This window comes from Sodalis sp. RH15, assembly GCF_047324255.1.
Lineage (GTDB): Bacteria > Pseudomonadota > Gammaproteobacteria > Enterobacterales > Enterobacteriaceae > Acerihabitans > Acerihabitans ligni.
Genome location: NZ_CP178738.1, coordinates 441,259 through 456,051 on the forward strand (window position 1 = coordinate 441,259; position 14,793 = coordinate 456,051).

The following is a 14,793-nucleotide window of genomic DNA, read 5'->3' on the forward strand; positions in this document are numbered from 1 at the left end:
CCGCTAATGACGCAAAATAGCGCAGCTGTGGTCCTGGATTTCCTCGGTAGAGGCATTATCGAAGTGCAGCAGACTGCGCTGGTTGGCCAACAGCGCAAAGGTTCCATCCGGCAACTGCGCCAGCGCCAAACCAAAGTGCCCCATGTCGCCGGCGGCGCCGGGAACCTCCCGCGCCAGGGTGATAAACGGGCTTTGCTCCGCCAGACCGGCGGCGGTGATGCGTTTGGCCAGGTAGGAATGACCCATCACCGCGGCGGGCAGCGGTTGCCAGGCTGAACCTATGCTGCCTGCTTCATCATCCAGCTGCCGGCGCACTTCGGGGCGCAGGCAGGAGATATGGATATGCAGCTGGTTTTGCGTCCGTGAGGAGGGTGAATTGATCGCCAGCGCCAAGGCCCGGTCGGGAACCGGCGCGCCGGCTTTTTCCGTCAGGTATTGCCGGGCTTGCCAGGCGTGATAAAAAAAGTTGGGCGTTTTTTCGTTCAACAGCACCGGACTTTCGATACCGACTATTTTTTCCACGGGAATCAGCAAATATTGCAGCGGGCCTTCAAGGTCTTTTAGTACCGTATACCCCGCATCCAGATTCACTTCGCGACAGGGATCCGGCCGGCCGAGCTGCTGCTGGTGGGGTACGCACTTCTGGCTGACTATCTGCCACAGGGCATCGGGATTGCCGGCCGCCGCCACGTGGCGATAGTAATAAAAACCGCTGGATGCGGCGATGGCCACCGCGGCAAAAAACAGGATAAAGGGGTTGCGGCCCCAGCGCCATTTCATCATGAGTTCTTCTCTGAGCGGGCTCCGAACGAACCGGATGACACGTCTTCCCGGCCGTTCTTATTCTAACGGACCGGCGGAATACATTCGCCGGTCCGCTTATCCTACGCTGTTTTAAATGAGAAATTATTACAATGCCAGATGACGGGTCTCGTGGGTGGCCAATAGCGCCAGCAGCGTCAGGACCGCCATGGAAGCCAGATAAATCCCCACATAGAATAGGCCATAATGGACCGTTAGCCAGGCGGCGATATAAGGGGCGACCGAGGCGCCGATAATGGACGCGACGTTATAGGAAAACGATGCGCCGGTATAGCGGACCTCCGTTGGGAACAGCTCAGGCAGTAATGCGCCCATGGGGCCGAATGTCAAACCCATCACAATAAAACCGCACAGCAGGAAGGCCATCACCAGCCAGGTCTCGCCGGAGCCGAGCATAAATGGAAAGACCAGCGCGAAAGCGATAATGACCAGGGTAATGACTATCATGGTCTTGCGGCGGCCGAAGCTGTCGGCCAGTTGCCCGGAAACCGGCACCAGCAAGCCGAAACCGACGACCCCCACCATCAGCATCAGCAGGAAATCATTACGGGAAATGCCCAGGCCCAGCGGCTTGGGCGCGGTGCCGTAGGTTAATGAATAGACGGTCATGATGTAAAACAGGGTATAGGTGGCCACCATGATAAAGGTGCCCAGAACCGTGGCTTTCAAATGCTTGCCGAGCAGGGTGCCGATGGGCATGCGCACCTGGGCTTTCGCCAGGGCGATTTTGGCGAATACCGGCGTCTCGTGCAGCGATATCCGCACATACAGGCCGATGATCACCAACACCGCCGACAGGATAAACGGCACGCGCCATCCCCAGCTCAGGAACTGTTCGTCCGTAAGCCCCCAGGAAAGCAATAAGAATATGCCGTTGGCAAAAAAGAAGCCGATAGGCGCCCCCAGCTGCGGGAAGGAACCATACAGCGCCCGCCGGTGCGCCGGGGCGTTTTCGGTGGCCAGCAGCGCCGCGCCGCCCCATTCGCCTCCCAGCCCAAGCCCCTGGCCGAATCGCGCCAGGGCCAGCAGTATCGGCGCCAGGATGCCGAGGGTGTGATAACCCGGCAGCAGCCCGATAACCACCGTCGATATGCCCATGGTCAGCAGCGAAGCCACCAACGTGACCTTGCGCCCGAGCCTGTCGCCGAAATGACCGAACAGCGCCGATCCGATGGGCCGGGCGACAAATGCCAGGGCGAAGGTGGCCAGCGACTGAAGCGTGGCGGCGGCGGCATCCCCGGGCGGAAAAAAGATATGCGGGAAGACGATAACCGCGGCGGTGGCATAGATATAAAAATCGAAAAATTCGATGGCGGTGCCGATTAACGACGCCACAAGGACTTTGCCCCGTGAATTGGTCGGGACGGTATCGGAATCAAGGACGGGCGCGATGGTGGACTGCATTATTGTTTCTTAATGATTAAATGTGTAAAAGAAAGGCATCTTAGACAGAGAAAATCGCAATTTCAATGGCGTTTTATTGACCATCGGCGGGCCGGCGGCGTCTAAAAGCAGATAATACAAGCGGACTCTCTTCCCGTAGCCAATCCCTCTCGTCAAAAGGGATATCGCAGGGTTAAACCCTGGCACGCCGGCGACAGGAGACGGCGAACCGGCGTTATATGCCGGATTATGGCTGAATTTTAGGAAAACCTGGTGACAACCACTGACGTAATCGCCTATGGGTAGGGTTATGCACTGGATTTTTCTTTGTGAGTGCTATGAGATAAGGAATGGCGTCTCTTAGGCCGGCCGGACACGGGCCGCGGACGCCAAGCCAAGGCTTAGGTGCGAGGCCCTGGTTCCTCCTTATAGTCGGCGGTGGCAATCCAGGCGGCGCAAAAAAGCGTCAGCCGGGCAAAGAAATAGAAAAAGGCCATTAACCCCAATACCGAACCGAAAGCGGCGCCGGAAGGCGAGGTGGCCAGTTTAGGCAGCGTTAGGGTCATAATGATTTTGATAACTTCAAAACCCACCGCCGCCAGCAGCGTTCCGCGAAAGATAGCCTTGCTATGGGGCCGGTGGCGGGGAATTATCCAAAATATCCACAAAAAAAGCAGATAATTGGCCGCAATGGACACGATGAACCCGGTGGCGGTCATGGCCGGGCGCAGCCATGCAATGCCGTCCAAGCCGAGGGCGGTGACGATGCTCTGCTGAGCGGCGCCGGCAATGGAGGTCAATGACAGCGTGACGATAAGCGCCACGATAAGACCGATCAGGGAAAGCAGGTCCCGCAGGTACTTCATATAAAATTTCTCTTCATCCTGGGGGTTGCGCTCCCATTCATCCCGCAACTGGGCGCGGATCGCTTCGCGCAAATTACCCATCCAGTTCAGACCGGAATACAGGGCTATCAACAGACCGGTGATGCCCACCGTGGTTCGCTGCGCCACTGCGGTTTTCACCGTGGTTTTCAACGTATCGGCCAACGTCCGGTCGCTGATACTGTCGACAATTTTATTAATCAGGTCGGTGAGAATATCGGGATTGAACGCCAGGAAAAATCCGACCCCGGCGAAAGACACCATCAAAATGGGAATCAGCGACAGGAAGGAAAAATAGGTAATCGCCGCGCCAAACTGGCTGCCCATGCGATCGTTGAATCGATCCGCCGCCCGTAGCAGATGGGCTATCACCGGGTAACCACTTACTTTTTGGATTAAGCGACCCGATTTCAAAGCAAGTTTGTCCACCCGTTCATTGCCGGTATGGATATCGGCGAATATCTGTGGGGATTTTGATTGCCGGGCGGTGGCGGTCGTTGGGTTTTTGTCGGCCATAAATTCTCTTATCCGCTGCGGAAACTTAACCAGATAGAATCATTATAGGAAAAAAATAGCGGCAACGGGGCGTGCCGGGGGTGACCTATGCGGCTTCGCGCCAATTTACCGGTATCGTTGCCATGGCGAGCGGCCTGGGGCGCGGGAAGCCGACGCCGGAGACTGGAATCTATTCTTGATATTTTTTTAACAAAAAGGGGTAAAATCATGAAAGCAGGAATCATAGCAATCAATATTAATTTTATTTTAATGATGATGGTTTTTGATGGAATTGATTGCCAAGAATCCAATAATTCTTCTTAAATTAACAATATAGAAATAAAAGAAATGTTAAACTTTCACTATTAACCTGGTTTTTTTATTATATTAAACTAACTAATTGAATTATTATCGTACGTATGAATTAGCTGTTTTAATGCTATTGGAAAATGTGGCGTAATCAATAAAAATTAATTTGCGATACAGCTCATTAATATGCTATCTACTATTTAGAAGTTAAAGAAAAAATTGGATTGAGATCACAATTTTGATTCTAAATATGGGATGAGGTTTTTATCCATCGTGAGTTAATGGGATTAACTATGGCAAACACCACGGAAAATAAATTATCTATTTGGTCACTCTCCGCGCTGGTTGTGGGATCGATGGTGGGGGCCGGTATTTTTTCTTTACCGGCAACCTTCGGCCGTGCAACCGGTGGTTTTGGCGCCCTTATTGCCTGGGGTATCGCGGGGGGAGGTATGCTGATGCTGGCATTTGTTTTCCAGTCGTTGGCTCAACGTAAACCCAATCTGGATTCCGGCGTCTTCATTTATGCAAAAGAAGGTTTCGGCGACTATTTAGGCTTTGCTTCAGCATTGGGTTTCTGGGCGGGGACCTGTATCGGCAATGTTTCCTATTTTGTGTTAATCAAGTCGACGTTGGGGGCTTTTTTCCCGGTCTTCGGCAACGGTAATACCGTGTCGGCTGTGCTGGTGGCTTCAGTTATTCTGTGGGGATTTCATATATTACTTTTAAGGGGGGTAAAAAGCGCGGCGTCAATAAATACAATTGCCACTTTTGCCAAGATTGTTCCCATATTCTGCTTTATTATCATCTTGATTATAGCTTTTGATCACAACCTTTTCGTTCTTAATTTCCATGGAGGAACCGATCCTGCTAATGCCGGTGTCCTGGCGCATCTGAATGATTACGGTTATGCCGGCCACGCGGCGCTGGCCATTACGTCGGCGGCGGGAACGGAATCCCTCTTTTCCCAGGTCCGCAGTACCATGCTGGTGACGGTATTTGTGTTCTTGGGTATTGAAGGGGCCAGCGTATACTCCCGTTACGCAGAAAAACGCAGTCATATCGGCCTGGCAACGGTGGTGGGATTTATCGGCGTGCTGTGCCTGCTGATATTGGTCACCATGCTGTCCTACGGCGTCATGCCGCGGGCCGATCTGGCGGCGCTGCGGCAGCCTTCCATGGCCGTCGTGCTTGAAGCGGTGGTGGGCCGCTGGGGCTCGATATTTATCAGTATCGGTCTGCTTATCTCAGTACTGGGCGCTTACCTTTCCTGGTCTCTGCTGGCCGCCGAAGTGCTGTTTTCCGCCGCCAGGCATCAAAGCATGCCGAGGGTCTTTACCACGGAGAATAGCCGGGGCGTGCCGTCCGCCGCGGTATGGCTCACCAATATCACCATTCAGGTTTTTTTGATTTTAACCTTATTCAGCGATTATGCATTCCAACTGGCGCTTGAATTAACCAGCTCGTTAACTCTCATTCCTTATTTGCTGGTGGCGGCCTATGGTTTCAAACTGGCCTGGACCGGCGAAACCTATGAAACCATTAAACGTGGGCATAAGAAAGATCTGGTCTTTGCCATTATCGCCACTTTTTATTCTTTATTGATGCTCTACGCCGGTGGCCTGAAATATATATTACTTTCGGCCATTATTTACGGCCCTGGCTCTGTTTTATATCTCATCACCAAACGTGAACAACATGCTGTTTTTTTTAATCCGGTTGAAAAAATAATTTTCATCATTGTCATGCTTGCCGCCATTGTGGCGTTGTGGAGTATCGCTACGGGCATTATCACGATCTAAGCGGATGGAGCTAAGATGACCAGAAAAAAAGATACTGTTAAATATGGCGTGTATTCCGAAGTAGGTAAATTACGCAAGGTGTTGGTGTGCGCACCGGGGCGGGCACATAATCGGCTGACCCCCAGTAACTGTGATGAATTGCTGTTCGACGATGTATTATGGGTAGAACGGGCGAAACGGGATCATTTTGATTTTATCGTCAAAATGCGCGAGCGCGGCGTGGATGTGCTGGAAATGCATAATTTATTGGCGACCACCCTGGAAAATCCGACGGCCAAGGCGTGGATTCTGGACCAGCAAATAGTGCCGAACGAGGTTTCACTGGGCATACTCAAGGAAACCCGCGACTTTCTCGACGGCCAGCCGTCCCGCCTATTAGCTGAAATCCTCATTGGCGGCCTTTCAACCACCGAACTGGCGGACGCCGGCCATTACGATAACGAAGAACTGAAATTGATTCGCGAAGCGGTGGGCATTACCGAATATATGTTGCCGCCGCTGCCCAATACGTTATACACCCGGGATACCACCTGCTGGATTTATGGCGGCGTGACGCTTAATCCGCTGTATTGGCCGGCCCGGCATGAAGAAACGCTGCTGACCGCCGCCATCTATAAATTCCATCCGGATTTTGTCCACGGGGATTTTGACATTTGGTATGGCGATCCCACACAGCACCATGGCACCGCCACTCTGGAAGGGGGGGATGTAATGCCTATCGGCAACAAGACCGTGCTTATCGGCATGAGTGAGCGTACCTCCCATCAGGCCATTACCCAACTGGCGGCCGCGCTGTTTGCCAATCCGCGTTCCGGTGTGGAGCGGGTAATGATTGCCGCCATGCCGAAACTGCGAGCGGCCATGCATTTGGACACGGTGTTCACTTTCTGCGATCGGGACGTGGTAACGCTCTATCCGACCATTGTTAATCAAATCAAAACTTTCTCCCTGCGCCCGGACAGCGGCCCCACCGGCATGAAGCTCAGCCGCGACGGCGGCAGCTTTGTGGAAGCGGTGGCGGCGGCGTTAAACCTGGACAAGCTTCGGGTGGTGGAGACCGAGGGCAACGATTACGACACCGAACGCCAGCAGTGGGACAGCGGCAATAATATGGTAGCCCTCTCGCCGGGGGTGGTGATGGCTTATGATCGCAACACCAAAACCAACACGCAATTGCGCAAAGAGGGCGTGGAGGTGATTGAAATCGTCGGCAGCGAGTTAGGCCGCGGCCGCGGCGGCGGTCATTGCATGACCTGCCCGCTGTGCCGTGACGCGGTGGAATGAAAGCAAGATGGCGCTAAACGCCAGGGGCGGTAATGCCATTTCGCATAATGATTCGCGAACCAGGGTGAAAATACACTAAGCTACCTTTTTCAGGAGCGTTTTATCTGGGCCGGGATAGCCCTTTTCTCCGAGTAAATTAAGGGGCTTTTATGCTGTTCCGCCGTTTTGAAAGCATGATCGATATTTTCCAGGAATCCCCCGCGTCCGCGCCGCCGGATCGGGTTTTACCCTTCTATGTGTATTATCTGCGCCAGGTGTGGCCTAGCTTCGCCGCTCTCCTGGTGGTGGGGCTTATCGGGGCGTTGATCGAGGTGGCGTTATTTCCTTACCTCAGCCGTCTTATCGACCTGGCGCAAAGCAGTGGTTCAGGTCAACGTTTCTTCAGCGAACACGGGCACGAACTGCTGTGGATGGCGGTGGTGATACTTATCCTGCGGCCGATTTTTTTGACACTGCACGATTTGCTGGTACACCAGACCATCAATCCCGGCATGACGAGCATGATCCGCTGGCAGAATCATAATTATGTCCTCAGGCAGAGCCTGGGGTTTTTCCAAAACGATTTCGCCGGCCGTATCGCCCAGCGCATTATGCAAACCGGCAATTCATTGCGTGATTCGGCGGTGCAGGCGGTGGACGCTTTATGGCATGTGCTGATCTACGCCGTCAGTTCGCTGGTGCTGTTCGCCGAAGCCGACTGGCGCCTTATGATTCCGCTGATCGTCTGGATAGTGGGCTATCTCTTTTGCCTGTATTATTTTGTGCCGCGGGTTAAATCCCGCTCGGCGGTCTCTTCCGCCGCCCGATCCCGCTTGATGGGGTGCATCGTCGACGGTTACACCAATATCGCCACGTTGAAGCTGTTCGCCCATACGGATCTCGAGCGTCAGTACGCCCGGGAAGCCATTACCGAGCAGACGGAAAAGACCCAGCTGGCGAGCCGGCTGGTGACCGGCATGGACGTCACCATTACCATCATGAACGGTCTGTTGATTGTCAGCACCACCGGGCTGGCGCTGTGGCTGTGGTCGCAGTCGTTGATAAGCGTCGGCGCCATCGCCCTGGCCACCGGCCTGGTGATTCGCCTGGTGAATATGTCCGGCTGGATCATGTGGGTGGTGAACGGTATCTTTGAAAATATCGGCATGGTGCAGGACGGTCTTAACACCATTTCGCAGCCGGTAAGCGTTACCGATCGCCCACTGGCGCCCAAACTGCAGGTGCGTGAGGGCGCGGTGAGCTTTGAAAATCTGCATTTCAATTATGGCAAAGGACGGGCGGTGATCGACGGCCTGAATCTGGCTATCCGTCCCGGTGAAAAAATCGGTCTGATTGGCCCCTCCGGCGCGGGCAAATCGACGCTGGTGAACCTGCTGCTGCGCCTATATGACCTCAACGGCGGGCGTATTATTATCGACGGGCAAAATATCGCCGAGGTGAGCCAGGAGAGCCTGCGGGCCGGTATCGGCATGATTACCCAGGACACGTCGCTGCTCCATCGCTCCATTCGCGAAAATCTGCTGTACGGCAGGCCCGGCGCCAGCGACGCCGAGCTGTGGCAAGCCATACATCGCGCCCGGGCCGATGAGTTTATCCCGATGCTATCCGATGCCGAAGGGCGCACCGGCCTTGATGCCCACGTGGGGGAACGGGGCGTGAAACTTTCAGGCGGCCAGCGCCAGCGTATCGCCATCGCCCGGGTACTGCTCAAGGACGCGCCGATCCTGATAATGGACGAAGCCACCTCGGCGCTGGATTCGGAAGTGGAAGCGGCCATCCAGGAAAGCCTGGAAGTGCTGATGCGGGGTAAAACGGTTATCGCCATCGCGCACCGCCTCTCCACCATTGCCAAAATGGACCGGCTGGTGGTGATGAACGAAGGGCGCATCGCTGAAATCGGCAGCCATAGCGAACTGCTGAGCCGGCAGGGGCTTTATGCGCGGCTGTGGCAATACCAGACCGGCGGTTTTGTCGGCGTGGACTGACTCTTGACGCTTACTCTTGACGATAGGGCAGCGCTTTACGCGCTTCTTCCGCCCAGGCGCGCACCGCGTCCCGTTCTTCGTTAAGAAACTCCGCCACCGCGGTTCGCAGCCCCGGATGGCGCAGGTAATGCCATGAGTCGGTCAGCACCGGCTCAAAGCCGCGAATCAGCTTATGTTCTCCCTGGGCGCCGGCGTCGAAGCGCGACAGACCGTGGGTGATGGCATATTCGATTCCCTGGTAGAAACAGGTTTCAAAGTGCAGGCGATCGAACTCCGCCAGGCAGCCCCAATAGCGGCCGTAAAAGGTGTCGTCGCTCACCAGACTGAACGCCATGGCAACGGGACGGTCCTGCCGGCTTGCCAGCACCACCCGGATTGCATCGGGCATCCGCTGCGCCAGCAGGCTGAAAAAATCCCGCGTCAGGTAAGGCGATTGGCCCCGCACTTCATAAGTATTGGCATAGCAGGTATAGATAAAGTCCCACTGCGCCTCGCTCACCAGTCCCCCTTCCAGCCATCTGAAATCAATGCCTTGCGCCGCCACCGCTTCGCGCTCCTTACGCATCTGCTTGCGCTTGCGCGAACTCAGGGCATCCATGAAATCCTGGAAATCCCGATAGCCGCGGTTATGCCAGTGATACTGGCAACCTAATCGATGCAGCCAGTCCGGCCGGGCCGCCAGAAGAGAACCGGCTTTGGCATCGGTGAAATTCACATGGGCGCCGGACCAGCCCTGTTCGGCCAGATAATCCGGCAGCGCATCCAGCAGTTTTGCCGCCGCCGTCTCCGCCCCCAGCACACGGGAGCCGGTTACCGGGCTGAAGGGCACCGCCCCCAGCCATTTGGGATAATACTGAATTCCGGCGCGATGGCAGGCTTCGGCCCAGCCGTGATCAAACACGTATTCTCCGCTGGAGTTTCTTTTGCGATAGCCGGGCATGGCGGCCAGGCAGCGGCCGTTTTCCTGCCACAGCAAATGATGGGGACGCCAGCCGGAAAGCGGTCCCAGGCTGCCGCTCTCTTCCAGGGTCGAGAGAAAAGCGTGCTGTAAAAAAGGCTGTCCCGCGGGGACCAGGGCATCCCACTCGCCGGCGGGTACATCGTTCAGGTGCGCCAGGGACGTCAAAGACATAACGTTGTGCTCCGGTTACATGCCGTCAACCACAGACAGTAGCCAGTTGCCGGGCGATACGCAAGACAAGGGGCACGCAGAGCCAAAAGCCGGGCGCACCCACGGGTGGAAATGTGCGTTGCTCACGGCTTAATTGTGAAAGCGGTCTCTGCCCTATCCGCTTCAGATCCAGACATAATCAGGGATCGTGGAAAAAATCGATCATACTGAAAGGAGAATAAAAACATTATCAGGAGACTCCATGGGTTTTACGGGATGGATAGCGGCCGTGGGCGGTCTGTTGTTGTTGATGTCGCTGGCCTCCGGCTGGATCCATCGCGGTCCAGTCACTTCTTTCGGGTTGTATTTGGCGGCGGGCATTGTCTGTGGTCCATGGGTCCTGAATCTGCTGCGGGTGGACGTGGCCGCCCATGCGGTGCTGATAGAGCGGGTGACCGAAATTGCCATGGCGGCTTCCCTGTTTATCACCGGTCTCAAGCTGCGGCTGCCGTTTCGCGATCCTGGCTGGCTCATGGGGGTGCGTCTGGCCTTTCCGGCCATGATCTTTACCGTGGTGGGCGTCACCGTGGCTGCTCATTTTCTGGCCGGCTTTTCCTGGCCGCTTTCCCTGGTCTTCGGCGCGATAGTGGCCCCCACCGATCCGGTGCTGGCCAGCCTAATCTCGGTCAACGATGCACGGGACGACGACAGCCTGCGGGTTTCCCTGTCCAGCGAAGCGGGCATGAACGACGGCACGGCGCTGCCGGTATTGATGCTGGCGATGCTGCTGCTTACCGCCCATCATCCGCTGTCGTTTGCCCAACTGGGCCATTGGGCGCTGGTGGATGTTCTTTGGTCGCTGCTGGGGGGGCTGGGCATCGGTTTCGGCCTGGGCCGGCTTATCGGACATTTGGCAACCCATTCCAAAATCAGCCAAAACGACACCGCCCCCAATGATTTCCTGGCCCTATCCCTGGTGGCGTTAAGCTATGCCGCGGCGCAAAGCCTGGACGCCTCGGGCTTTTTGGCCGCCTTTGCCGCCGGGGTCGGATTGCGCCGCACCGAACTGGGCATTTTTAACCGCCATCCGCCGGATCACCTGCCGGAAGAGGAGCGAGGCGGCACGGCGGAATCCCTGGTGAACCCTAACCAGCGTGAAGCTTCGGGCGCCACCGGGCCGCTGCGCTCCGTCGGCCTGGTGGTGAGCGACGCACTCTCTTTCGGCGATACCATGGAGCGACTGTTCGCCGCCGGTATCGTGATCGTGCTGGGCATCACCCTGGCCATGCATTGGGATCCCCTGGGGTTGCTGCTGGCCGCCATCCTGTTTTTGCTCATAAGGCCGGCCGCGGTTTACCTGGCGACCATCGGCAGCGGCGAGCCGCCCCTGCACCGGGCATTGATCGGCTGGCTGGGCATCCGCGGCATCGGCAGCATCAACTACATTACCTGGGCCTATAACCAGGGCCTGGCCGGCCCCGAGGCCGAACGCATGGCCAACATGGCCTTTACCCTGGTAGTGGCCAGCGTCATTGTGCACGGCGTTTCGGTGTCGCCCCTGCTGAACTGGCGGCAAGGCAAAATGGCGGCGGACGCGGAGCGGGAGAATAAGCAGTAATTTACCATCGATTTTGTTTTGTGGTAGTCCGGGCGCGACCAGTATCGACCTTACCCTACTTGCGGCATTGCACTTGTCCGGGCGGGATATTCGCTAATCACAGACGTTATTACTAACAGCGGATAGGCGCCTTGCATAAAAATAAAAGGGATTACCCTTGTCGCGGACGATTCCTTTGGTTTTATCTTTACCGCTCATAATAGGACGGCTTGGTTATCAAGCCGGGCCCTCATCGAAGATCTGCACGGTAATGGTTCTTGCAGTGACAACTTGATAGTATTTGGCAGAGCGGAGATCCTGACCTAAACCTGAACGTAGTGCAAGAACGGGGCTGATGCTATCAGTACTTAAATGTGTATAGTCAGATAATGCAAAACGACAATTTGTCGTATTTCTATCATATACATATCCTTCAGGACAAGCGCCCAGGTAAAGGCCTGCCGAGGGAATGCCTACAATCCTATAAACATGACCTTGAATGATATCAAGGGAACTCATAAAATCCTGAAGCCCTAAACCCATTGGAACTGCCGGTATCGGTATTACATTCGAGCCTAAATATATTCCCCTCGGAATAAAAGTGACTATGCTTGCGGCAAATACGACCCTATTGTTTACCACTTCCGCCCTGACGTTCACTTCACCGGGAGAAGAACTGGCAACATAGGCAGTATAAAGGCCGTCGAGTCCGGTGGTGACCAGCGTGGTAAGTTGGCCGGTCACAAACAATATTAGCTGCCCTGAGTAGGCTAGCCCGGCATAGGTTAAATAAAATTCCACTACGTTTGTGCTTCTGTCGTCGGCATATGCATTATTAACCACAATTCTAGATGATATTTCGTAAGTAGGAAGCGACACTGGTATAAAGCTTAACAAGCTATTGGCACTCACCGAGGTATCGGCGGCCAGGCTTGCGAAAAGCTGAATCGTTTCTGGTTCATAATTTATCGCCACCACATCGACAATGCCGCTATAATTGGTATTAGGGTGTCGGAATAATTAAAGTGGCGCTGCCGGAAACGGTAAACTCCAGCATTTGATTGGCCACCGGCAAATTCACCGGGCTGGAGAGGGTGAAGCGTACGCCATTGAGACTGAGGCCGTCCGCCGGCGCGTTATTAGCCAGAATTTGAGAGGAGAGCACATAATTGGCTAACGGCGAGACCGGGCATTCCGGCGGGGTAAGTGGATAACACGCATTATTCTTTTCCATAGGTAACCTCTTAAAAAATTCTGGTCGCTGGGTCGAAATTGTTTTCGCTCATAAAGTAGAAGAAAATAACCCTGCTTGACTAGCGTGCGCGATAAGCGTTCATTTTGGAAATCTCGAAGGCATAAGGCTTCGCGTTTTAATTTTCATATGTTTTTGAAAATCATTATTTTATCAAAAAAAGAAGCAAGTTTTTATTTGAACATTCTGCTGCCAAAAAATGCTAAATAATAAACGATGCCTTAAGCAGTTGCTTTCTCTTCATACATAGCACGAAGATTTTCCCCATGATCCAAATCTTATACAACGAAAGGAAAAAGGATTATCATTTGATACGGACAACCCCCTTTCCCAAGCATTAGGCCACGATTATTATCATCCTGGGCCGTTATCATAAACAGTGATGGTAAACGTGAGATACTGTGCAAAAGCAGGCCAGACGGCGAGACGGGACCGCAGATAACTGCCCTGGCCGGATGTAAGCGCACGAACCGGGGACATGCCGCTGCCCAAATGTTCATAATCACTGCTTACGCCGGTAAGGCAACTCTGACTGCCATTGTCAAAAACGCTTCCTTCGGGACAAACAGAATAGTTAAAGGCATTAGCTGGAGATATTGTAAAAGAATAAATATGACCCTCAATGACATTGAATCCCGCCATAAATCTTTGTATGCCGGCCAGCGTCCCTGCACCCGCCTGTTGGAACGTGATCACATTTGGACCTAGACGTATTGGATAAACTATTACCGGCGTAAAGGTCACTGTCTCGGACGTAAACACCGTCCTATCGTTCTCAACTTCCGCTATGACGGTAAAGGAACCGGATTCGGCGCTGCTAAAAGAAGCGATATAAGACCCGGTGGGTGCGGTAGTGACCACCTCGCTGAATGCGCCGTTAAAATACAATCGTAATTGAGCCGAAACGCCCACGCCGCCATACGATAGAAAAAATTCTACTTCGTTTCCGCTGCTGCCATTGGCAGGCGCGTCATTGACGATAATTCTGGATGTCAACTCGTAAATCGGTACAGGACCCGTTGATGTGAATGTCAACAAGCTATTGGCGCTCACCGTCGGGTCTGCCACCAGATTTGCGAAGAGCTGAACCGTCTCAGGCTGGGTGTTTCTCGCCACCACATCAACAATGCCGTTATTATTGGTATAGGATGTCGGAATGACCAACGCGGCGCTGCCGGTGACGGAAAATTCAAGCTCTTGGTGGGCCACCGGCAAACTCGCCGGACTGGAGAGGGTGAAGCGTACGCCATTAAGACTGACGCCGTCCGCCGGCGCGTTGTTAGCTAAAATTTGTGCCGTGAGCACATAGTTGGCTAAGGGCGACACCGGGCATCCCGGCGGGGTAAGTGGATAACACTCTTTGTTATTTTCCATAGGTGACCCCTGAAAATACTGATAGCTTGGTCGAAACTGTTTTTGCTCACAAAGTGGAAGTAAACAAAAACCAATTTTTGCTAGTGTTTGCAATGGGTATTCATAGTAAAAATCTACAACGCAAAACGTTGAGCGTTTATAAATTCCGAGAATTTGCTAAATCATAAAACCTGCGAGAAAATAATCAAGTTCATAAATTGGCATACTTTTGCCAAAAAAAAACAGAGGACATTTATGCCGTTTCGACATCCATCCCTAATTTCCACGACTAAATCAAGCATTACAACCAACAGGAAATTACGCTTAATGCCTCTTTAATGAGACTGATGATGAATATTAAAACCGTTGCTCATTGGCAGCACCTCAACAGTGCGGCTAAAGCGTATGGCGTAATATGGCCGGCCCTGTAATACCGGCTAATAAACATAAAAAGAGCTCCTCGTGCCGCGGCGCATTATCGTCATTGGGCAGTGTATCGGCCTGGAACGGAAATAT

General features: G+C 53.9%; 12 protein-coding genes. 5 read left to right on the forward strand and 7 right to left on the reverse strand.

The annotated features are described in order from the left end of the window. Window positions 1-3: 3 nt before the first annotated feature. From ACL2XO_RS01970 to yhjD, 3 genes are all read right to left on the reverse strand, one after another. Window positions 4-780 (reverse strand): CDP-diacylglycerol diphosphatase, encoded by a 777-nt coding sequence (locus ACL2XO_RS01970; RefSeq protein WP_413743018.1) that lies wholly within the window; start codon window positions 778-780, stop codon window positions 4-6. A 129-nt stretch (window positions 781-909) separates the two neighbouring features. Beyond that, window positions 910-2,226, reverse strand: a complete 1,317-nt coding sequence (locus ACL2XO_RS01975) for an MFS transporter (protein WP_413742083.1) — start codon at window positions 2,224-2,226, stop codon at window positions 910-912. Window positions 2,227-2,606: 380 nt separating this feature from the next. Then, window positions 2,607-3,605, reverse strand: coding sequence for an inner membrane protein YhjD (yhjD, locus tag ACL2XO_RS01980; RefSeq protein ID WP_413742084.1), 999 nt, complete (start codon window positions 3,603-3,605; stop codon window positions 2,607-2,609). A gap of 87 nt (window positions 3,606-3,692) precedes the next feature. Here yhjD and ACL2XO_RS01985 point away from each other — a divergent pair, with 87 nt between their 5' ends. The 4 genes from ACL2XO_RS01985 to ACL2XO_RS02000 all read left to right on the forward strand — a co-directional run bounded on the left by ACL2XO_RS01985 (window position 3,693) and on the right by ACL2XO_RS02000 (window position 8,964). Next, window positions 3,693-3,908 carry a hypothetical protein gene (locus ACL2XO_RS01985; RefSeq protein WP_413726246.1) on the forward strand — a complete coding sequence of 72 codons (216 nt, stop codon included), beginning with the start codon at window positions 3,693-3,695 and terminating at the stop codon, window positions 3,906-3,908. A gap of 278 nt (window positions 3,909-4,186) precedes the next feature. Beyond that, window positions 4,187-5,695, forward strand: a complete 1,509-nt coding sequence (locus ACL2XO_RS01990) for an amino acid permease (protein ID WP_413726247.1) — start codon at window positions 4,187-4,189, stop codon at window positions 5,693-5,695. A 15-nt stretch (window positions 5,696-5,710) separates the two neighbouring features. Next, window positions 5,711-6,979 carry an arginine deiminase gene (arcA, locus tag ACL2XO_RS01995; protein ID WP_203524498.1) on the forward strand — a complete coding sequence of 423 codons (1,269 nt, stop codon included), beginning with the start codon at window positions 5,711-5,713 and terminating at the stop codon, window positions 6,977-6,979. Window positions 6,980-7,128: 149 nt separating this feature from the next. Continuing rightward, window positions 7,129-8,964, forward strand: a complete 1,836-nt coding sequence (locus ACL2XO_RS02000; protein ID WP_413742085.1) for an ABC transporter ATP-binding protein — start codon at window positions 7,129-7,131, stop codon at window positions 8,962-8,964. 10 nt (window positions 8,965-8,974) lie between these two features. Here the strand turns inward: ACL2XO_RS02000 and ACL2XO_RS02005 are convergent, their stop codons facing one another. Beyond that, entirely contained in the window at window positions 8,975-10,096 is a 1,122-nt protein-coding gene (locus tag ACL2XO_RS02005) for a GNAT family N-acetyltransferase (RefSeq protein WP_413742086.1), read from the reverse strand. 241 nt (window positions 10,097-10,337) lie between these two features. Between ACL2XO_RS02005 and ACL2XO_RS02010 the strand changes: the two genes are divergently transcribed. Further along, on the forward strand, window positions 10,338-11,693 hold the full coding sequence (locus ACL2XO_RS02010; RefSeq protein WP_413742087.1) for a cation:proton antiporter: 1,356 nt from the start codon (window positions 10,338-10,340) through the stop codon (window positions 11,691-11,693). Window positions 11,694-11,909: 216 nt separating this feature from the next. On the opposite strand, the gene ACL2XO_RS02015 is transcribed toward ACL2XO_RS02010, so the two are convergent. The 3 genes from ACL2XO_RS02015 to ACL2XO_RS02025 all read right to left on the reverse strand — a co-directional run bounded on the left by ACL2XO_RS02015 (window position 11,910) and on the right by ACL2XO_RS02025 (window position 14,298). After that, window positions 11,910-12,650, reverse strand: coding sequence for a hypothetical protein (locus ACL2XO_RS02015; RefSeq protein ID WP_413726251.1), 741 nt, complete (start codon window positions 12,648-12,650; stop codon window positions 11,910-11,912). Between the two features lie 25 nt (window positions 12,651-12,675). Further along, window positions 12,676-12,906 (reverse strand): hypothetical protein, encoded by a 231-nt coding sequence (locus ACL2XO_RS02020; RefSeq protein ID WP_413726252.1) that lies wholly within the window; start codon window positions 12,904-12,906, stop codon window positions 12,676-12,678. A 372-nt stretch (window positions 12,907-13,278) separates the two neighbouring features. Next, on the reverse strand, window positions 13,279-14,298 hold the full coding sequence (locus tag ACL2XO_RS02025; protein ID WP_413726253.1) for an Ig-like domain-containing protein: 1,020 nt from the start codon (window positions 14,296-14,298) through the stop codon (window positions 13,279-13,281). Between the last annotated feature and the right edge of the window lie 495 nt (window positions 14,299-14,793).